The sequence below is a fragment of the Streptomyces sp. NPDC033966 genome, from assembly GCF_055575955.1.
Window position 1 is genome coordinate 432,276 of sequence record NZ_JBVIRQ010000003.1, and the last position, 19,720, is coordinate 451,995.

Annotated in this window: 20 protein-coding genes and 1 pseudogene; 16 read left to right on the top strand and 5 right to left on the bottom strand. The window is 72.5% G+C overall.

Annotated elements, in window-relative coordinates; translation table 11 throughout:
- Positions 1–32: 32 nt before the first annotated feature.
- Positions 33–245 carry a BON domain-containing protein gene (locus tag ACZ518_RS10920; protein ID WP_469112704.1) on the bottom strand — a complete coding sequence of 71 codons (213 nt, stop codon included), beginning with the start codon at positions 243–245 and terminating at the stop codon, positions 33–35.
- A gap of 300 nt (positions 246–545) precedes the next feature.
- Here ACZ518_RS10920 and ACZ518_RS10925 point away from each other — a divergent pair, with 300 nt between their 5' ends.
- From ACZ518_RS10925 to ACZ518_RS10940, 4 genes are all read left to right on the top strand, one after another.
- On the top strand, positions 546–1,454 hold the full coding sequence (locus ACZ518_RS10925) for a universal stress protein (protein ID WP_469112705.1): 909 nt from the start codon (positions 546–548) through the stop codon (positions 1,452–1,454).
- Positions 1,451–2,314 carry a universal stress protein gene (locus tag ACZ518_RS10930; protein WP_469112706.1) on the top strand — a complete coding sequence of 288 codons (864 nt, stop codon included), beginning with the start codon at positions 1,451–1,453 and terminating at the stop codon, positions 2,312–2,314. Before ACZ518_RS10925 ends, ACZ518_RS10930 begins: the two co-directional genes overlap by 4 nt.
- A gap of 278 nt (positions 2,315–2,592) precedes the next feature.
- Entirely contained in the window at positions 2,593–2,871 is a 279-nt protein-coding gene (locus ACZ518_RS10935) for a DUF1918 domain-containing protein (RefSeq protein ID WP_469112707.1), read from the top strand.
- A 79-nt stretch (positions 2,872–2,950) separates the two neighbouring features.
- Positions 2,951–4,681: a sensor histidine kinase gene (locus ACZ518_RS10940; RefSeq protein ID WP_469112708.1), complete on the top strand. Its 1,731-nt coding sequence runs from the start codon at positions 2,951–2,953 to the stop codon at positions 4,679–4,681.
- Positions 4,682–4,796: 115 nt separating this feature from the next.
- On the opposite strand, the gene ACZ518_RS10945 is transcribed toward ACZ518_RS10940, so the two are convergent.
- Together ACZ518_RS10945 and ACZ518_RS10950 are read right to left on the bottom strand one after the other, a co-directional pair.
- The gene (locus tag ACZ518_RS10945) at positions 4,797–5,009 is read right to left on the bottom strand and encodes a hypothetical protein (protein WP_469112950.1); all 213 of its coding nucleotides are present in this window, start codon (positions 5,007–5,009) and stop codon (positions 4,797–4,799) included.
- An 18-nt stretch (positions 5,010–5,027) separates the two neighbouring features.
- Entirely contained in the window at positions 5,028–5,492 is a 465-nt protein-coding gene (locus ACZ518_RS10950; protein ID WP_469112709.1) for a Crp/Fnr family transcriptional regulator, read from the bottom strand.
- Between the two features lie 321 nt (positions 5,493–5,813).
- Here ACZ518_RS10950 and ACZ518_RS10955 point away from each other — a divergent pair, with 321 nt between their 5' ends.
- Both ACZ518_RS10955 and ACZ518_RS10960 read left to right on the top strand, forming a co-directional pair.
- Complete coding sequence (locus tag ACZ518_RS10955; protein WP_469112710.1) at positions 5,814–6,284, top strand: pyridoxamine 5'-phosphate oxidase family protein; 471 nt, start codon at positions 5,814–5,816, stop codon at positions 6,282–6,284.
- 87 nt (positions 6,285–6,371) lie between these two features.
- Positions 6,372–8,075: a SulP family inorganic anion transporter gene (locus ACZ518_RS10960; protein WP_469112711.1), complete on the top strand. Its 1,704-nt coding sequence runs from the start codon at positions 6,372–6,374 to the stop codon at positions 8,073–8,075.
- A gap of 119 nt (positions 8,076–8,194) precedes the next feature.
- On the opposite strand, the gene ACZ518_RS10965 is transcribed toward ACZ518_RS10960, so the two are convergent.
- Positions 8,195–9,556 carry a phosphatase PAP2 family protein gene (locus ACZ518_RS10965; protein ID WP_469112712.1) on the bottom strand — a complete coding sequence of 454 codons (1,362 nt, stop codon included), beginning with the start codon at positions 9,554–9,556 and terminating at the stop codon, positions 8,195–8,197.
- 170 nt (positions 9,557–9,726) lie between these two features.
- Here ACZ518_RS10965 and ACZ518_RS10970 point away from each other — a divergent pair, with 170 nt between their 5' ends.
- From ACZ518_RS10970 to ACZ518_RS11010, 9 genes and pseudogenes are all read left to right on the top strand, one after another.
- Positions 9,727–10,566 carry a DUF2182 domain-containing protein gene (locus ACZ518_RS10970; protein WP_469112951.1) on the top strand — a complete coding sequence of 280 codons (840 nt, stop codon included), beginning with the start codon at positions 9,727–9,729 and terminating at the stop codon, positions 10,564–10,566.
- A gap of 24 nt (positions 10,567–10,590) precedes the next feature.
- A pseudogene (locus ACZ518_RS10975) lies at positions 10,591–10,995 on the top strand (DUF1326 domain-containing protein); the annotation flags it as partial.
- A gap of 306 nt (positions 10,996–11,301) precedes the next feature.
- Entirely contained in the window at positions 11,302–12,102 is an 801-nt protein-coding gene (locus ACZ518_RS10980; RefSeq protein WP_469112713.1) for a class II aldolase/adducin family protein, read from the top strand.
- Between the two features lie 51 nt (positions 12,103–12,153).
- Positions 12,154–13,152 carry an ABC transporter permease gene (locus ACZ518_RS10985; protein WP_469112714.1) on the top strand — a complete coding sequence of 333 codons (999 nt, stop codon included), beginning with the start codon at positions 12,154–12,156 and terminating at the stop codon, positions 13,150–13,152.
- Positions 13,153–13,200: 48 nt separating this feature from the next.
- Entirely contained in the window at positions 13,201–14,775 is a 1,575-nt protein-coding gene (locus ACZ518_RS10990; protein ID WP_469112715.1) for an FAD/NAD(P)-binding protein, read from the top strand.
- Positions 14,772–15,212, top strand: coding sequence for a tyrosinase family oxidase copper chaperone (locus ACZ518_RS10995; RefSeq protein WP_469112716.1), 441 nt, complete (start codon positions 14,772–14,774; stop codon positions 15,210–15,212). Before ACZ518_RS10990 ends, ACZ518_RS10995 begins: the two co-directional genes overlap by 4 nt.
- Before the next feature lie 35 nt (positions 15,213–15,247).
- Positions 15,248–16,114 carry a tyrosinase family protein gene (locus ACZ518_RS11000; protein ID WP_469112717.1) on the top strand — a complete coding sequence of 289 codons (867 nt, stop codon included), beginning with the start codon at positions 15,248–15,250 and terminating at the stop codon, positions 16,112–16,114.
- A 56-nt stretch (positions 16,115–16,170) separates the two neighbouring features.
- Positions 16,171–16,641, top strand: a complete 471-nt coding sequence (locus ACZ518_RS11005) for a MoaF-related domain-containing protein (RefSeq protein ID WP_469112718.1) — start codon at positions 16,171–16,173, stop codon at positions 16,639–16,641.
- A gap of 72 nt (positions 16,642–16,713) precedes the next feature.
- On the top strand, positions 16,714–18,132 hold the full coding sequence (locus tag ACZ518_RS11010) for an amino acid permease (protein WP_469112719.1): 1,419 nt from the start codon (positions 16,714–16,716) through the stop codon (positions 18,130–18,132).
- A gap of 60 nt (positions 18,133–18,192) precedes the next feature.
- On the opposite strand, the gene ACZ518_RS11015 is transcribed toward ACZ518_RS11010, so the two are convergent.
- A complete protein-coding gene (locus tag ACZ518_RS11015) occupies positions 18,193–19,059 on the bottom strand; it encodes a helix-turn-helix transcriptional regulator (RefSeq protein ID WP_469112720.1) in 867 nt (288 codons plus the stop codon).
- A 260-nt stretch (positions 19,060–19,319) separates the two neighbouring features.
- Here ACZ518_RS11015 and ACZ518_RS11020 point away from each other — a divergent pair, with 260 nt between their 5' ends.
- Positions 19,320–19,700: an SgcJ/EcaC family oxidoreductase gene (locus ACZ518_RS11020; RefSeq protein ID WP_469112721.1), complete on the top strand. Its 381-nt coding sequence runs from the start codon at positions 19,320–19,322 to the stop codon at positions 19,698–19,700.
- The last annotated feature ends 20 nt before the right edge of the window (positions 19,701–19,720 follow it).

Genomic DNA, 19,720 nt, shown 5'->3' on the forward strand with positions numbered 1-19,720 from the left:
GCTCCCATTCCCTTCGTGCGGTCCGGCGTTCATCACCACGGCAGTGCGTGCCGGGCATGGTCCGCGTGGGTTGCCGTGCCGTCGGTGCGGGCGGTGACACGAGATGCCACCGCGACGACCCCGTCGAGCCGTTCGACGAGGCTGAGAAGTGCGGGGAGCTGACTCCGGCGCTCGACCTGTCCGTCCAGAGCGACGACGCCGTCCACCACGTGGACGTCGACGTCACCGGCCGGCACACCGAGCACGTCCGTGAGGACGTCGTCATCAGGTCCGCCACCTTGAGGTGCTTCATGAGGCCCTCCTGTTCCGCCGTGCCGGGCGAGGCTGATGTCCGGTGAGGGGTGTGCCTCCAACCATCCGCCGGTGACCGCTGGGGATCGAGGGCCGAACGGTCCCTCCAGGGGGCCGGTAGGGGACCGGGGCGCGGGGCCATGATGATGGGGGACCTTTGGTCCCGTCTGCGGCCCCGGGCGGCCCTCTTCCCAGAGAGTCGACGCTGCCAGCGTGGGGGGTGTCCCTCATCGGCTTCTCGGTTGGGAGGAATCGTGGAAAATACATTCCGCACTCCGGACAGCAGCTCGGTCACGGTCGGCGTGGACGGCTCGGAACCGGCGCGCGTCGCCGCTCTGTGGGCGGCCAAGGAAGCCGTCCGCCGAGACCGTCCCCTGCACATCGTCTACGGCGCCGACACCGACGGCAGGGCCTTGTACCTGTCGGCGGAGACCATTGAACGGGTCCGCGCCAATGGCCGGGCGCTCCTGGACGACACGGCGAAGGCCGTGTCGGCCGAGTACCCCGGGCTGAACGTGACCACCGAGTTCAGCCGCGCGGGCGCCGTCGACAGCCTGCACCGCGCCGGCGGGCTCCACGGCACGGTCGTGGTGGGCAACCGGGGCCTGGGCGGTTTCAACTCCCTCATGCTCGGCTCGGTCGGCCTGGGCACCGCGGCCGTCGCCAGGACGCCCGTCATCGTCGTCCGCGGCATCGACGGGTCCGAGGAGACCGGCACGGTCCTCGCGGCGATCCGCGATGAGCACGATCTCCTGATCGCCCGGTACGCCGCCAAGGAAGCAGAGCTGCACAAGGCCTCCTTGCGACTGCTGCACGTGTGGAACGTGCTCCAGTCCGTCGGCGAGGTGGTCAGCATGCTCGACGGCGTGGACGAGATCGCAGGCGGGCACGCAGAGACCCTGCGGGCTGTCGCGGACGTGGTCCGCGGCGAGTTCCCCGACCTGGACGTGCAGGCCGATGCGGAGAAGAGCGTCTCCGTGGCCGGCGTCCTGGTCGAGGCGTCCCGTCACGCGGACCTGCTCGTCATGGGCGGCCGCCGGGTTCCAGGGCCCCTCGGGCTCGCCCCCAACCTGGCCAAGGCCACGCACAGCCTGCTGCACCACTCCCACTGCCCCGTCCTCCTCGTCCCCCGGACCGGCAGCGACTTCGGGAGCCGGTCATGACCAGCCGCCGGGCAGGAGCCCATGACATCGTCGTGGGCATCGACCCGGGCCGGGACTGGCACCTTGCCCTGGCGTGGGCCGCCGACGAGGCGCTTCGGCGCCGGCTCCCGCTGCGCCTGGTGCTGGCGGTACCGCCCCAGCACGACACCCATCACGTCGATGACATCCCCGGCCAGACGGCCCTGAGACAGGCCGGATCGGACCGACTCGAACAAGCGTGCAACTGGGTACGTGACCGCCACCCCGAGGTGAGCGTCACCGGTGATCTGCTCGGCGGCTTCCCGGCCCCCGTCCTGGGTCGTGCGGCGCGGGACGCCCGCATGATCGTCCTCGGCTCCCGGCACCTGAGCCGCACCGCCGAGTTCTTCAGTGCCGGCTCGCTCGTGGTCCCCGTCACCGCCCAGGCCGATTGCCCGGTCGTCGTCGTGGGCGACGCCGAGCACATCAGCCAGCAGCCGCCCTATGTCGTCGCGGGTATCGACGGCAGCGCATCCGCCACTGCCGCGCTGGCCTTCGCCTTCGACGAGACCGACCTCCGCGGGGCGGCGCTGCGGGTCGTCTGCGTGCGGCAGCCGCCGCTCGTCATGCTGGACGACGAGGGGGTAGCGCTGCAGGCACAGCGCACCCTGCTCTCCGAAGCCACCGCCGGCCTGTCGGAGAAGTACCCGGACGTCCATGTGACGCACGAGGTCCTCACCGGCCACCCCGTCGAGCAACTGGCCCGGGCCGCCGAGCACGCCCTGGCCGTCGTCGTGGGCCGCCGTGGACGCGGCGGATACACCGGCATGCGGATCGGATCCGTCGTCCACGGCCTCCTGCACCGCGCGCAATGCCCGGTGATCACAGTTCCCACCGGCTGAGTCCGCGATGACCAGCCGCACGACCGACACGCCTGCCGGCTCCCCGGCCCCGACGGGGCTGACGCAGGCCGAGGCCGAACGCGTCGCCGCAGTGCCGGAGTCCCTGCCCGCCGTGGTCACCCCCGCCCTCGCCCTCGGGGCCCGCCGCACGGCGGCCCGGGGCGCCCTGGTCCGACGCCTGCCGGCGGTCGAGACGCTGGGCTCGCCACCGCGGCAGCCCTCGCGGCATTCGTCACCGCCCGGCTCCTGCGCGGCGCATTCCACAGAAAGGCATGACCATGAACGCACATTCACCTGCCGACGGGCACGGGATCCACGCCGAGGTGGGCGACCAGATCGTCGTCGGCGGCTTCAGCGTCGGAATGCCCGGCCGTGACGGAGAAGTCATCGCCCTGCACCATGAGGACGGCACCCCGCCGTACGACGTGCGCTGGTCCGACACCGGCCGTACCACCGTCTTCTTTCCCGGCCCGGACGCCCACGTCCGGCACCTGCACGACGAGACCGGCACGCCGCGGCACGAGGAGAGGCCGAACGGCGCAACTGCCTCCCAGTGAGTGGGAAGGCCAGGCTCTCCGGCCGGGGATACCGTGGAAGTGGTGGTCTTCTCGCCATCATTTCCGGCCGGAGGCGGGCATGCGCACAGGGGAACAGCCCACCGGGAGCGGTGTTCCCCGACTGCGGCTCGACGAACTGCTGGACGAGCTGCAGGCGCGGATCGACGAGGTCAGGGGTACGCGGGACCGGCTGAACGGTCTGCTCGAGGCCGTCATGTCCGTGGGCCGGGAACTCGACCTGCCGCAGGTGCTGCGCGGCATCGTCGAGGCCGCCGTGGTGCTCGTGGACGCCGAATACGGGGCCCTCGGAGTCATCGGGAACGACAAGAAGCTGGCCGAGTTCCTTCCCGTCGGTATCAGTGACGACCTCCGCGCACAGATCGGAGACCTGCCCTCCGGCCACGGCATCCTCGGCGAGCTGATCCGCCATCCCGAACCGCTGCGGCTGTCGGAGCTGTCCGAGCACCCCGCCTCTTACGGGTTCCCGGACCACCATCCGCCGATGCACTCCTTCCTCGGTGTCCCGATCCGGGTCCGTGAGGAGGTCTTCGGCAACCTCTACCTGACCGAGAAGCGAGGCGGAGCCGAATTCGACGCCGAGGACGAATCGGTCCTGTCCACCCTCGCCGTCGCGGCCGGCATCGCCATCGAGAACGCCCGGCTCTTCGAGGAGGTCCGGCTCCGCGAGCGCTGGCTGGAGGCCAGCTCCGACATCACCAGCGCCCTGCTCTCCGGAGCGCCCGAGGAGGAGGTCCTCAAGGGCATGCTGGAACGGGCCAAGGACATCACCGGCGCCGACATGGTCGTCTTCTACCTGCTCGGCTCCGCCGGTGAACTGCGCGGCTCCCTCGCGCTCGGGGAGGGGGCCGAGGCGCACCGCGGGATCGTCCTGCCCAGCACCCAGGGCACTCTCGCCGAGGCCGCGCTGACCCGCAACGGCCTCATCACGGTTCCCGACGTCGCGACCGACGAGCGCGTCACCGTGCAACCCGAGCGGTGGACGGGCTTCGGCCCGGCCGTGGCCGTCACCGTGGGCACCAAGGAAAAGCTCAGCGGCGTCCTGATGCTCGCCCGGCGGCACGGTCGCCCCGTGTTCGCCACCACGGAGGTCGCCCCGCTTCCGGGGTTCGCGGGCCAGGCCGCCCTCGCGTTGGAGCTCGCCGACCGGCGCCGCGACACCGAGCAGATGAGCCTGCTGGAGGACCACGACCGCATCGCCCGCGACCTGCACGACCTGGCCATCCAGCGCCTCTTCGCCACCGGCATGACCCTCCAGAGCGCCCAGCGTTTCGTCGACCACCCCCAGGCGTCCGAACGCCTCGCCCGCGCCGTGGACGACCTCGACGCCACCATCAAGATCATCCGCTCGACCATCTTCGGGCTCCGCGAGCACGACGCCCCCGGGCAGGCGTCCAAGCTGCGCTCCCGCGCTGTCCAGGCCCTGGACGAGGCGGCTGCGGCCCTCGGCTTCGCGCCGGCCCTCAGAATGGAGGGTCTGATCGACACCGACGTACCGGCGGCCGTCGCCGACGAGGTCCTCGCCGTGGTGGGGGAAGCTCTCACCAACGTCGCCCGCCATGCCGAGGCCACGCGCGTCGAGGTCTCGATCGTTGCGGCCGACGGGAACCTGACCCTCACCGTGACGGACGACGGCGTCGGCCTGCCCGAGCGCGGTCGGCGCAGCGGACTGCGGAACCTGGCAGAGCGTGCCGAAAGGCTGGGCGGCCGGATGGACGTCGCAGCGCGGGGCGACGGAGAGAGAGGCACTCGCCTGGAGTGGCGGGTACCCCTGGTCCCGCCCTCGCCGTGACCGTCGCCGGCGTTCCTACTGCTTCGCAGTCCCGATGTCGTGCTCGTGCACCCGGGCGGCGATCACGGCCGCCTGGACCCGCCGCTCCACGGCGAGCTTTCCCAGCAGCCGACCGTCACCCCGTGGCCGTGCGAAGGCACTGGGCAGCGACGGCGCCGTTCGGCTCCATCCGGACGTCCACGACACCCTCGACCGCGCGGACCGCCCGTGCGAGCAGGGGGACCAGGGCCCGGTCCCGCAGCGGGCCGCGCAGCGTGACGACGCCGTCTTGTACGGCGAAGCCCACGTTCACGCCGGGTGTCAGCTCGGTGAGCACGCTCTGGCGGATCTCCTCCTGTGCGGACGATCAGAGGAAGCTGCCGCTGCCGTAGGGCGCGTACAGATCGAGAAGGCGGACGCGGGCGGCCTGCAGCCGGTTGGCGAGGACCTGCCCGACCCAGCGGCCCAGGGCAGAGCCGAAAGCGGCGTCGGCGTCCATCAGCGTCGGTACGCGCTCCGCGTCGAACTCGTACGCGCGGACGGGGGTCATCGCTTCGGCGCCCAGACGCCAGGAGTACGGCTTGAAGAGCCAGGAGCAGCCGACCAGTTGGCCGGCGCCGAGGCTCTCGATGACGGCGGCGCGCCGCCCGGGCACACGGACGTCCAGGGTCACGGTGCCGGACCGGACGATCCAGAACCGGTCGGCGTGGCCACCTTCGCGGAAGAGACGGGTCCCTTCGTCGAAGTTGACCTCTTGGGCCGGTTCCATCAGACGCGAGCGGCAGCCGGCGGGCAGCGCCTCGGAGATACGGGTGGGTGAAGGGGTGCTCATGAACGGCCTCCTGTTCGGGTCCGTCCTCAGTCTTGGCCTTGCCACCGGTCCCGGGGATGGGCCCTGTGGCCCCGTCTGTGGGCCGACCGGCCCATGCCCAGGATTGGTGCAGCCGGAGATCCTGGCACCAGACGGCCGGCACGCGGCCATCGACCCCGTCCACCCGGTAGGTGCGCGATGTACTGGAATGGCCATGGCATGGGGGCCTGGGGATGGTTCGCCATGCCATGCCATGCCATGCCCCTGGGCCCGTGCCCCTTTGAGGAGCCGACAGCGGGCAAGGGCACCGGCGTCCCGCCCGCTTGACCAAGGATGCACACGATGAAGAGCGACCCGGCCTTCACGACCACCAGCTCGCCTGCCGTCAGCATGCCGGGACGACAGATGGAAGAGCTCAGCGCGGACGAGGCGCTGCAGTTGCTGGACACCGTCGAACTGGGCCGGATCGTGTTCACCCGCCACGCGCTGCCCGCCGTGCGTCCGGTCACCCACCTTCTCGACGCCGGCGACATCATCGTCCAGGTCCAGGACGGTTCGACGCTGGCAGCCTTGCTCGCGGCACAGGGGGATGCGGGCGTGGTCGTCGCGTACGAAGCCGACGTCATCGATCAAGGGGAACGCCTGGGGTGGAGCGTGGTCGCCACCGGCTACGCCACCGCCGTCACCGCCCACGACGAGGTCGAACGCTACGCGCATCTCCTGCAGCCTTGGGTCGAGGGCACCGCATCGGGCGCGATCCGTATCAGGCCCGACATCGTCACCGGCTTCCGTCTGCGAAGGAGCGGCACGTAATGGTCGGCCCACTCGCGCGCTTCACCTCCTTGCAGCCCTCCGCCCTGCACGATGTGACCACAGCCCGCGTGGAGTCCCGGAGGTGCCATGCCGAAGCACGGACGGCGCACTGCGATCCCGCCCCCCTTCCGCGGCTACCGGACGAGCTGGCTACGGGGCGACGTCCTGGCCGGGATCACGGTCGCCGCCTACCTGGTGCCGCAGGTCATGGCCTACGCGGGTGTGGCCGGCCTGCCGCCCGTCGTCGGCCTGTGGGCCGTCCTGCCGGCCATGCTCCTCTACGCCCTGAGCGGCACCTCGCGCCTGCTGTCCGTCGGACCGGAGTCGACAACCGCCCTCATGACCGCTGTGGCCGTGGGGCCGCTCGCAGCTGGTGACCCCACGCGCTACGCGGCGCTCGCCGCAGCCCTGGCCCTCGTCGTCGGCCTGCTCTGTCTGGTCGCATGGGCCGTCCGGCTCGGTTTCCTGGCCGACCTTCTCTCCAGGCCCGTGCTCATCGGCTACCTGGCCGGAGTCGCCTTCATCATGATCGTGGATCAGCTGCCCCGCCTGACCAGGACCAGTGGCAGCGGATCGGGGTTCTTCCCCCAGCTGCTCTCGTTCCTCCGCCACATCGGCGACCTGCACGGGCCCACGACCCTCATCGCCGCGGGCTGCCTGCTCCTGCTGTTCACCCTGCCCCTCCTGGGGCGGGCTCTGCCCGGACCACTCCTCGTCCTCGTCCTCGCCACGGCGGTGGTGGCGGTCTTCGCGCTGGACGAGGACCGGGGAATCGCCGTCATCGGCGCGGTCCCGACCGGCTTGCCGGGTTTCTCCCTGCCCCGGCTGACCGACCTCGCCGACCTGGTCCTGCCGGCTCTCGGCGTTCTGCTGGTCGGCTACACCGACGTCGTCCTGACCGCACGCGCCTTCGCCCGGCACGACGACCCGCACCCCCTGGACCCCAACCGCGAGCTGCTGGCCCTCGGCGCGGCGAACATCGGCGCCGGAGTCCTGCACGGCTTTCCGGTCAGCAGCAGTGCCAGCCGAACCGCCCTCGCGGATTCCTCGGAAGCCCGTACCCAGGCGTACTCGCTGGTCGGCGCCGCCTGCGTGTCCGCTGTCCTGCTCTTCCTCGGCCCACTGCTCGCCCACACCCCCTCCGCCGCCCTCGGCGCCATCGTGGTCTACGCCGCCGTACGCCTGGTCGAGGTCGGCGAGTTCCGCAGGCTGGCAGCCTTCCGCCGCCGCGAATTCCTGCTCGCCCTCGGCTGCGGTCTCGGCGTTCTCGCCCTCGGCATCCTGTACGGCGTGCTCCTCGCCGTGGCGCTCTCCGTCGCCGAACTGCTCACGAGGGTCGCCCGCCCCCACGATGCGGTCGAAGGCATGGTGCCCGGTCTGGCCGGCATGCACGGCATCGACGACTACCCGACCGCCCGCACCATTCCCGGCCTCCTCGTCTACCGCTACGACTCACCGTTGTTCTTCGCCAACGCCGAGGACTTCCGCCGCCGGGCGCTGGCCTCGGTCGCGGCCCAGGACGAGCCCGTGCACTGGTTCGTCCTGAACACCGAGGCCAACGTCGAGGTCGACATCACCGCCCTCGACGCCGTCGAGGCCCTGCGCTCCGAACTCGCCCGACAGGAGATCGTGTTCGCCCTCGCCCGCGTCAAGCAGGACCTGCGCCACCCCCTCGACGCCTACGGCCTGACGGCGAAGGTCGGCCCGGAGCGCATCTTCCCCACGCTTCCCACAGCCGTTGCCGCCTACCGGGACTGGCAACGCGCCACAGGCCGCGCTCCAGCCCCCTGAGCATGCCCGCGACCGGAGGCGCCATGGGCTCCGTCAAGGTCACCGTCGGCGGCGGTGGACTCACCGCCGCCTGACCGGCCGTTCGGCGACGCCGCGCACGGCAGCCGGCAGCCCCCGGCTCAGACCAGCTCGGGCTCCGGTTCGCGCCGCTGGGCCGGCACCCGGGCCGGCTCCGGCTGCCGGTCCCACAGCCTGGTGGTTCGTACGTAGCCGTAGACGACCGAAGCCGTGGCCAGGACGACCAGGGGCCCGAACACCCACGGGTGTCCGGCCATCTCCACCGACAGGTAGCGGTAGGACACCAGGAGCGCGGTGAAGACCGCGGCGCCGTGGCCGACGAGCAGGGTCGCCCGCCGGTCCCAGCCGCGGGCGAGCGCGCGCAGCGCCGCCTCGATCGTGAGGGTGAACACCACACCGGAGACGATGTCCGCCCCGTAGTGGTAGCCGAAGCCGAGCGTCGCGCCGAGCGTGGCGACCAGCCAGAAGGCGCCGAGGAAGCGCAGGGCCCAGGGACCCTTGCGGGAGTGGATGAAGATCGCGGTGGCCCAGGCCGTGTGCAGGCTGGGCATGCAGTTGCGCGGGGTGAACTCGTCGAAGGGCATCGGCTGCGGGATGCCGAGCGGCGGCGCGGTGTGCGGCCACAGGTTGGCCACCGCCCACTGCCCGCCGTCGACGCCGTAGGCGAGTATCGGTCCGACCACCGGGAAGATCATGTAGATGCCCGGCCCGAGCAGGCCTATGACCAGGAACGTGCGCACCAGGTGATGGGCCGGGAAGCGGCGCTCGGACGCCACGCCGCGCAGCTGGTACAGGGCGACGAGGACCGCGCCCACCGCGAGCTGGATGTAGACCCACTCGAGGACGTGGTGGCCGACCGGGCCGGTGGCCTCCACGATCCGGCCCGCCACCCACGAGGGGTTGCCGAGCGCGTGGTCGGCGGCCGCCACGTACTGGTCGAGCACCATCGGGCGGGTCTTCGAGGTGATCAGCAGCCAGGTGTAGCCGGTCTTGCGTCCGGCGACCAGCAGCAGGGCCAGGCCGACGCCCTTCAGCAGCAGGGCGCGTTCCGCTCCGGTGCGGCGCACGAGGGCGAAGACGGCACAGCCCAGGGTCACCCACAGGGCGCCGCTGCCGACCATGTTCTCGGCGTCGGCCGCCGACCGCACGAGCCAGAAGACCAGGTCGATGCCGATCGCGGCGCCGAGCGCGATGAACCGCTCCCGCCAGGTGAGCACGACCATCATCAGCGCCATGCTCGCGTACAGCACCGTCCCCGACCGGGGGGCGAAGACGACCTCTCGCGCCTGGCTGACGATCGGACCCGGCACGCCGTAATGGCGCGCGGCGATCTCCAGGGCGACCAGGAACCCGAGGCCCGTCAGGCCCACCGCGGCCCACAGGAGGGCGCGTGGCCGGCGCCGGTTCCCGGACGCGATTGCGCTGTTCGTGCGCGGAAGCGCTCGTGGTTCCTCAGATATCAATTTTCAGCCGATGTTCATATTTCAACCGGTCGGTATTAGCTCGAACATGTTAGCTGAGGGGGTCGCGCCGACCGGAAGGGTGAGCGATTCGGGATCCGGGATCGCCGGGCCGCCGGTTCTGTGCTGAGCTGGAGGGGTCCTCGGGCACCCGCGCCCCTGGGAGGCGCATGATGGCGCACCTCCGCCCCGGCGTTCCCGCGCCGGCCCGGCCCGGCGTCCTGCTGCCGCGGCGCGAGCTGGCTGCCGGCTGGACGCTGATGGTACTGATCGCCGTACTCGCCTGGGCGGTCACCGTCGGCCAGTCCCGGCGGATGGCGATGGAACCCGGCACCATGGGCATGGCGCCGCCGCTCTTCCTGGCGCTGTGGGTGGTCATGATGGCGGCGATGATGCTGCCCTCGGTGGCCCCCGTGGCCATCACCTGGGTCCGCGGGATCGGCCGCCACTCGGCGGGCCCCGCCCGGGTGCTGCGCATCGCCGGGTTCGTCAGCGGGTACCTGCTGGCCTGGACCGCCTTCGGGCTGCTGGTCTACGGGGTGCTGGCGGTGGCCGGGCACCTGGTCGAGGGCAGCCCCGCCACGGCGCGCTGGATCGGCGCCGGGGCCTTCCTCCTCGCGGGGATCCAGCAGTTCGGGCCGCTGAAGCGGGTCTGCCTGCGGCACTGCCGCAACCCGATGTTCCAGCTCGCCCGGTACTCGCGCTACCGGCGGTGGGCGAAGGACCTGCGGGTCGGCGCCCACCACGGCCTGTACTGCGTCGGCTGCTGCTGGGGCCTGATGATCGTGCTGATCCCGCTCGGGGTGATGAACGTGGCCGCGATGGCGGCCGTGGCCGTGGTGATCTTCCTGGAGAAGCTGTGGCGCCGGGGCCCCTGGCTGGCCCGCGCCGTAGGCATCGCCTTCCTCGTCCTCGCGGCGCTCGCCCCCTTCCAGGACTGGCTGCTCCCGGGCCTCCAGGACGCGCCGATGGGAGACACGGACCCGATGGGGGACATGGGTTTCATGGGGTGACCGTTTCGGAGGGGCGAGCACTTTGACGAACGCGCCGACGACGCCCAGCGCCAGGCGCTCCAGATGGTCTACGGGGGCCAGGCGGGCAGCTGGCCGGCCGAGACGGTGGCCAGGATGAACGCGGAGATGCGGGGGATGGACATCGCCCCCATCCGGATCGAGGTCGACGAGGACCCCGGCGGCTGGCGGGCCACGATCCCCGGCCGGGTCGAGGCCGCCGCGGCGGCCCTCACCGGTCCCACGACCCCGGAGGGCGCACGGGTCCAGTCGACGAATCTGCCCGGCTGCGAGACCGGTCCGGGTCAGGCCGCCACCTGGGGCCGCTCCACCGCCGACCGCGCCGACGCCTTCGGCTGCCACTGGAGCAGGGAAGGCCAGTCCAGCAAGCACATCACCTTCGGCTGGACCGGACCCGACGGGCAGGCCTGACCCCGGCACCGGGCCCGGCACGGCCGCCGCGGGGTGGTCTGTACCGCTATGCCCGTAATCCGGCCCGCTGCGCAAAGGTGAAACGCACGGTTATGAAGCCGCGCGGAGCCGCTGGAGGCCGAAAAACCACCCCTCCGTGGGACAGGATTCAGGTGCAGGAGCTGACGCCCTCCCAGCCGTAACACCCCACCTGACCAGGGGTTTCGGTGCAATTCCCACTACCCGCAGCGGGCTTCGCGCTGCCCTGGCGCGGGTGGGGGGACAGGGGACGGGCGGGCCCGAATCCGACCTTCCAGGAGACCCGACGTGTCCACCACCGCACCCGAAGCCTTCCTCGCCGACACCCACACAGGCCTGCCGATCCCGGCCGACCCGGAGTTCGCCTCCGCCGCCGACGAGCGCCGCCACCGCAAGCAGCGACTGGCCGCCGCCATGCGGCTGTTCGGCAAGGCGGGCTACGCCGAGGGGATCTCCGGCCACATCTCGGTCCGCGACCCCGAGGACCTGGACACCTTCTGGGTCAATCCGTTCGGCGTCTCCTTCAACCGCGTACGCGTGGCCGACCTGATCCGCGTCGACGCCGCCGGCCGCGTCGTCGACGGCACCGGCAAGGTCAACCCGAGCGCCTTCACCATCCACTCCAAGATCCACGAGCGTCCCGAGGCCAACGCCATCGCGCACGGCCACACCGTCCACGCCCGCGCCCTCGGCGCCCTGGAACGGCTCCTGGAGCCCTACGACCAGGAATCCGCCGCCTTCTACCAGGACCAGGTGCTGTACGGGGACTACGACGGCCCGGCCATCAAGATCGAGCACGGCCAGGACATCGCCGACCGCCTCGGCGCCAAGCGCGCCATGCTGCTGCGCCACCACGGCCTGATCACCGTGGGCGGCTCCCTGGAGGAGGCCGTCCACTGGTTCTTCACCTACGAGAGCTGCGCCCAGGTCCAGCTGCTGGCCCTCGCCGCCGGGCGGCCCGTCCCGATGTCCCACGAGCAGGCCCTGCTGGCCCGGGACGGCTTCGGAGACGAACAGCTCGGCCGCTACAGCTTCCAGATCATGTGGGACGAGATCACGGCCGAACAGCCGGACCTGCTCGACGAGTAGGACCGCCCGCGCCCCCACGCCCCCGGCCGCACCGGATCCCAGGAAGCAATCATGAGCTCAACTGCCTCACCGCGCGCGGAAGCGCGCACCATCCTCATCATCGTCGCGATCGTGCAGTTCGTGATCGGCGGCTGGTTCTCCTGGTCGGCGTCGCACGCCGCGCCCCGGGACCTGCCCGTGCTCGTCGTCGCCGCCCCCGGCGCCCCCCAGAGCGCCGAACAGCTCGCCGACCGGCTGCGCGAGGCCGCCCCCGGCGCGTACGCGGTCGAGACCGCCGCCGGCGTGGAGGAGGCCGACGCCGCCCTGCGCGACCGCAAGGCGTACGGGGCCCTGCTGCCCACCGCCGGCGGACTCGAACTGCGCCTGGCCTCCGCCGCCTCGCCCACCGTCGCCCAGACGCTGACCGGGCAGGCGCAGGAACTCGCCGGCGGCCCGGTGCGCGTCACCGACGTGGTCCCCGCCGACGCCGACGACCCGCACGGCGCGGGCCTGGCCATGGGCTTCCTGCCCCTGCTGATCACCGCCGTGATCGCCGCCCTGCTGTTCGTCCTCAAGGTGCGCGCAGCCGGCGCCAAGTTCCTCGGCGTCATCGGCTTCGCCGTCGCCTCCGGACTCCTCAGCTCCCTCATGCTGACGCACCTCAGCGGCGTGGCCCCCGGCAACTACTTCGTCAACGCCGGGATCGTGGCCCTGCTGGAGCTGGCCATGGTCTCCGTGATCACCGGGCTCGGCTCACTGATCGGCCCGCCCGGCATAGCCGTCGGCGCCGTCCTGATGTTCGTCGTCGGCAACCCGCTCTCCGGACTGGCCTCGGCCCCCGAGATGCTGCCCCAGCCGCTCGGCGCCATCGGCCAGTTCCTCCCGGCCGGCGCCGCCGCAACCCTGCTGCGCACCGCCGGCCCCTTCGACGGCGCCGGCGCGGCCGGCCCGGTCCTGGTGCTCGCCGTCTGGGCACTGATCGGCCTCGGCCTGCTCTACGCGAGCTCCCGCCGCCGTCCCGCCGCCACCCCCGCCGCGGCCGCCGAGCCGCAGCCCGCCGCCGCGCACTGACGGGCCCGCCCGCCCCTCCCGCCGACTCCTCTTCACGAAAGGCCGACCATGACCACCGACACGAACGACCGCCCGCCGACGCGCATCGGCCTGGTCGGCGGAGGGGCCGCGGCCGTCTGCCTGCTGGACCGGCTCTCCCGCACCCAGGGCCGCGGCCCGGGCTCGATCACCGTCTTCGAACCCTCGGGCGGCCTGTGGCGCGGCCGCGCCTACCAGCACGACGCCGACGCCGTCCTCACCAACATCATCCCGGCGGAGATGAGCGCCCGCACCGGCGCCCCCGACGACTTCCTCGACTGGCTGCGCGCCTGCGAACTCCCCTACGGCCAGGGCGACTACGCCGCCGACGGCTACTTCCCGCCGCGCCGGGTGTTCGGCAGCTACCTGGAACGCACCGCCGAGAACGCCGTCGGCGAGCTCTCCCTCGGCGGCTGGTCCGTGGACATCGTCCGCGACGCGGTCGTCGCCGCCCGCGAGGCGGGGGAGGAGGTGGTGCTGACCACCCGCGACGGCCGTACGCACACCTTCGACTACGTGATCTGCGCGGTCGGCGCCGGCCGCCCCGCCGACCACTACGAACTCACCGGCAGCGCGGGATACTTCGGGGACCCCTACCCGCTGCGCGACACGGTCGCCGCCATCCCCGCCGACGCGGACGTCACCGTCCTCGGCACCGGCCTCGCCGCCGTGGACACCGTGGTCACCCTCGCCGCCCACGGCCACCGCGGCCGGATCACCATGGCCTCCCGCAACGGCGCCCTCCCGGCCGTGCGGCAGCGGCCTGTCTTCCCCGAGATCAGGCACTTCACCCCCGCCGCCCTGCACGCCCGCGCCGCCGCCCGCCACGACGGCAGGCTCGCACTGGACGACGTACTGGAGCTGCTGGAGCGGGAGCTGGCCGAACACGGCGCCGACCCCTCGGCGGTGGTCGCCGAACTGACCTCCCTCGGCGGGGAATCCCCCCTGGAGCGGCTGCGCCGCCAGTACGACCGCATCGACGAGGCCGACACCGGCATGCGGGTCATGCAGCACGCCGTCCCCGAGAGCGGCCCCGACGCCTGGACCCTGTTGCGTACCGCCGACCAGGACTTCATCCGGGAGCACCACTACCGGGCCGTCATGAGCCTGTGCTGCCCGATGCCCCCGGCCAACGCCCGCAAACTGCTGGAACTGCACGAGAGCGGCGGGCTGCGCGTCCTGCGCGGCCTGTGGAACGTCAAGCCCCTGGCCGGCGCCGGGTTCCACATCGGGGCCGACGGCGGCGAGTACGAGAGCGACGTCGTCGTCAACGCCGTCAGCGCGCCCTCCCACCGGGTCCCCGCCCAGGCGCGCCCGTTCGTCGACTCCCTCGTCGAGGACGGCATCGGCGAGTACCACCCCTACGGCGGCCTGCACATCGAACCGTCCACCAGCCGGGCCGTCGGCGCGGGCCGCGCCCACCGCCGGATGCACGCGATCGGCGACATGGGCGCCGGGACGCTCTTCTTCACCTCCGGCATGCCCTCCGTCCTCGAACGGGCCGACGACATAGTCCGGGCGGTCGTCCAGGACATCACCGCCCAGTCCGCCACCGCCCCGTCCGCCACCGGCCCGTCCGCCACCCCCCAGGAGCAGCACGCGTGAACACGATCACCCGCAGGGACATCATGCGGGCCGCCATGACCACGGCCGTCGTCGTCGGCACCAGCGCCGCCGTCGCCCCGATCGTCCTGGCCGACCCCGCCCGCCCCGACGCCCCCGCCGGGACCGCGAGCGCCGCTGCCGGGCAGGGCCCGCTCCCGGGCGGCTTCGACGAGGTCTACCGGGGACGGCGCATCCAGGGCGGCCCCGTGGCCGTGCGCTACGCCTCCGCCCGGGGTGCCGCCGCCCCCGCCTCCGGGCCCGGCATCGAGATCAGCATCGACGGCCGCCCGCTGCACGTCATGCGCCGCGCCGACGGCAGCTACCTGAGCCTGGTCAACCACTACCAGTCCTTCCCCACGCCGCTGGAGGTGGCACGGGCGGCCGTCGACGAGATCGGCACCGCCCAGCTCTCGACGGCCCGGCTGCACCACCACTGACGTCCGACAGGTCGAGGAACGAGGAACAAGCACACGTGTACACGCGCAAGAACCAGAAGGACCTGGACGCCGGCGAGCGCGCGAGGTTCGTCGCGGCCCTCCTGGAGGTCAAACGACGCGGCGTCTACGACGAGTTCGTCCGGCTGCACGGCCAGTACTTCGTCTCCGACGGCGAGGGCGGGCAGCGGGTGGGGCACATGTCCCCCTCCTTCTTCCCCTGGCACCGCCAGTACCTGCTGGAGTTCGAACGCGCCCTCCAGCAGGTCGACCCGAAGGTGACCCTGCCCTACTGGGACTGGACCACCGACCAGTCGCCCCTCTCCGGCCCGTGGACCGACGACTTCCTCGGCGGCAACGGCCGCCCCGGCGACCACCGGGTGATGACCGGCCCGTTCGCCTTCGACCGGGGCGACTGGCCGGTGAACGTGGGCGTCACCGAGGAGAAGTACCTGATGCGCGACTTCGGCCGCCCCGCCGACCCGGTCGCCCTCCCCACGCCCGCCGAACTGGCCTGGGCGATCGACGACCCGGTGTACGACTCCGCCCCCTGGGACTCCACCTCCACCACCGCGGGCTTCCGCAACAAGGTCGAGGGCTGGACCGTCGGGGAGAAGGAGGGCTGGCACAACCACAACCGGGTCCACCTGTGGGTCGGCGGCCAGATGACCGGCGGGACCTCGCCCAACGACCCGGTCTTCTGGCTCCACCACACCTTCATCGACCTCATCTGGGCCCGCTGGCAGCGCGAGCACCCCGGCTCGGTCTACGAGCCGCGCCGGCCCCTGCCCGCCTCCGACCCCCAGCACGGCCGCGTCATCAGCCTCGACGAGCCGATGTCGCCGTGGCAGGTGCGGCCCTCGGAGCTGCTCGACCACACCCGCTTCTACCAGTACGCGCAGTGACGCGCCCCGCGCGCCCGCTGCCCACACCCCGTCACCACCACCGAGAAGGAACCGCCATGCGCCTGCGCACCACCGTCCCGGCCCTCGCCGCCGCAGCCCTGATCGCCCTCGCCGCCGCCCCCTCCGCCCAGGCGGCGGCCCCGGTCCCGGCTCCCGCCCCGGCCGCCACCTCCGCGGCCGCCCCCGCCCCAGCCGCCGCCGTCCCCGCCTTCGCGGGCCACACGTACGTCCTCACGCTCGACAACGGCGCCGTCCTGCGCAACTCCTACTCCGCCGACGGCACCACCCTCGACTGGACCGCCCTGGAAGGCCCGATGGCCGGCCGCAGCGGCCAGGAGCGGCTCTCCGTCCGCGCCGTGGGCGAGGGCCTCTATTTCGTCAACTGGGTCGAGGCCTCCGGCATGACCGTCAGCCACGTCATGGACCTCGGCCACGGCACCGTCAGCGTCTACTGGACGTACGCCACCCCCGACGGCGGCCGCGCCGGCGAGCTGCACACCGCGACGCTCGAGCGCGTCTCTTCTTGACCCGCACGGTGACGCGGGGCCGGCGCCACGGACGCCGGCCCCGCCCACCTCTGTCCACGGGGGGAACCGCCCATGCCCGCTCCACTCACCCAGACACCACGAACGCCCGCGGCGCCCGCACCCGCCGACGGGGAACTCGCGGGCGCCCTGCGCCCCCGCCACCTGACCATGCTGGCCCTCGGGGGCGTCATCGGGGCCGGGCTGTTCGTCGGCTCCGGGACCGGCCTGCGGATCGCGGGCCCGGCCATCATCCTGTCGTACGCGCTCGCCGCCGCCCTGGCCCTGCTGGTCATGCGGATGCTCGGCGAGATGGCCGCCGCCATGCCCGCCAGCGGCTCGTTCTCCGTCTACGCGGACCGGGCCCTCGGCCGCTGGGCCGGCTTCACCGCGGGCTGGCTGTACTGGGCGGTGACCGTCATCGCGATCGCCATCGAGCTGATCGCCGCCGCGACGATCCTGCACCAGTGGATGCCGGCCGTACCGCAGTGGGCGATCGCCCTCGTGGCACTGGCCGTCTTCACCCAGTCCAACATGCTCTCGGTCTCCTCGTTCGGGGAGGCCGAGTTCTGGTTCGCGGGCATCAAGGTCGCCGCCATCATCGCCTTCCTCGCCCTCGGCGTCGCCGCCCTGTGCGGGGCCGTGCCCGGGGTCGAGGCGCCCGGCATGGACAACCTGACCGGCCGCGGCGGCTTCCTCCCGCAAGGCTGGGACAGCGTCGTCGCCGGGCTGCTGACGGTGGTCTTCGCCTTCGGCGGCATGGAGGTCGTCACCATGGCCGCCGCCGAGTCCGGTGACCCCGCCCGCTCCGTCACCAAGGCCGTCAGCAGCGCGATCTGGCGGATCAGCCTCTTCTACCTCGGCTCCATGGCGGTGATCGTCACCCTGCTGCCCTGGGACGCGGCCACACCCGGCCGCAGCCCCTACGTCGCCGTGCTCGACCGGCTCGGGATCCCCGGCGCCGGGCGGCTGATCGAGGTCGTCGTCCTCATCGCCCTGCTGTCCGCCATGAACGCCAACCTGTACGGCGCCTCCCGCATGGCCCACTCGCTCGCCGCGCGCGGCGAGGCCCCCGCGGCCCTGCTGCGCACCTCCGCCCGGGGCGCGCCGCGGCCGGCCGTCGCCGCGTCGGCGGCCTTCGGTTTCGTCGCGATCGCCCTCGACCACCACTGGCCGGAGCGGATCCTGCCGTTCCTGGCCAAGGCCATGGGCGGTTCCATGCTGTACATGTGGCTGACCGTCGCGGCCGCCCATCTGGTGCTGCGCCGCCGGCTGGAGCGGGAGTCCCCGCACCTGCTGGTGGTGCGGATGCGCGGCTTCCCGTACCTGTCGTGGCTGGCGGCGGCCGGCATCGTGGCCGTGCTGGTGCTGATGGCCCTCGACCCGGAGGCGCGCGGCCAGCTCGGCTGGTCGACCCTGCTGGTCCTCGTACTCCTGGCGGTGGCCGGGGTACGGGCGCTGCGCGCGCGCCGGGACCGCGGCCCCGCGCGCTGAACGGCGAGCCCGGCCGGGAAGGTTCCCGGCCGGGCGTCCGGATGCTCGAAGGGGTGGTGATCAGGCCGAGAGCGGGCCGCAGTCCGTCTCGGTGGGCTCGTCCATGGGCAGCAGCCCGCTGGTGGCGATGAGGTAGCCGAGCTGGGCCCGGCTGCGGCTCTGCAGGGTGGCGGCGATCCGGCTGACGTGGGCGGCGACGGTCCGCCGGCTGGTGCCGAGCCGGCGCGCGATGGCCTCGTCCGTGTAGCCGGCGACCAGCAGGCGCATCACGGCCCGCTGGATCTCGTCGGCGATGTCGGGCTCCACGGTGCGCGATGCGCCGGGGTCGATGGTCGAACCCCGCTCCCAGGCCTCCTCGAAGACCTGCACGAGGAAGGAGACGATGGAGGGCTGCCTGATCTCCAGCACCGAGGTCCGGGCCTCGCCGGGGCCCGGGACGTAGGCGACGGCCCGGTCGATGACGATGAGGCGGTCGAAGACGTGGTCGAGGGTGCGGACCTCGCAGCCGGCCTCGGTGAGCCGCTCGATGTGGCGCAGCGTGGCCGCGTGGGTCCGGGCCGCGTGCGGGTAGAGGGTGCGGTGCCGGGCGGGGCCGCGGACGTGGTCGAGCCCGTCCAGGTCGTAGGAGACGCGCGAGCCGCCCGGCTGCACCGTCATCAGTTCCTCCCGGCACTCGCGGACCGCGTGCGCCAGCGTGGAGTGGACGACCTTCTCCCCGTCGATCGCGGTGGCCCAGCCGGTGTGTTCGCGCTTGGCTGCGGTGTAGATCGCGGCCACGGGCACGAAGCTGCCGGCGATGGCGTGCGCGTCCAGCCGCTGGCGCTCCAGCGACTGCTCGATGGGCCGGACCAGTTCGGCCTTGGCCACGTCGGGTGCCACGGGCACGAGGACGGACGGGTCGTCCGGCGGGGCGACGAGCAGCCCCATCCGCAGGAGACAGGCGGGTGCGCCCTCCCTGGGCGTACACCCCTTCACCACGGCCCGGCGGTAGACGGTCAGGCCCTCACCGCATACGCCGCCCCACGTGGCCGCAGAGTCGTCACGTTCACAACATTCCCCCGGGTACTGCCTTGCATGATCCTGCATGACCCAATTATGCACTTGGAAAAGTAGCCGGTATCGGTACGTAGGCTGTCAACATGGTGTCTTAACAAGGTATTGACCATGGAACCGGAGGTAACGGGCGTATGTCCAACGGATATGGGGCACTGACCGGCATCCTGGAGGAGTGGCGCGCCGCGTTCGGCGAGCGCCGCGTGGACGACGTCGTCGCCCTCTTCGCCGAGGACGCCCTCTTCCAGGGGCTGTCCCCCCGGCTGCTGAACGGCCGCGCGGAGATACGGACCTACTACGAGAACGTCCCGCCGGGCACCACGGCCGCCGTCGAGGTACTGCACTCACGCCCCCTCGCCGCCGAGGCCCTCGCCGGGTTCGCCACCGTCACCTTCCGGACACCCACCCCCGAGGACCCCGCCGGGACCCCGCTCCCCGTCCGCCTCTCGCTCATCGCCCAGCACGCCGGAGCCGGCTGGCGGATCCGCCAGTACCACGTCTCACGGCTGAGCTGAGTCCCGCCGGGGTAGGAACC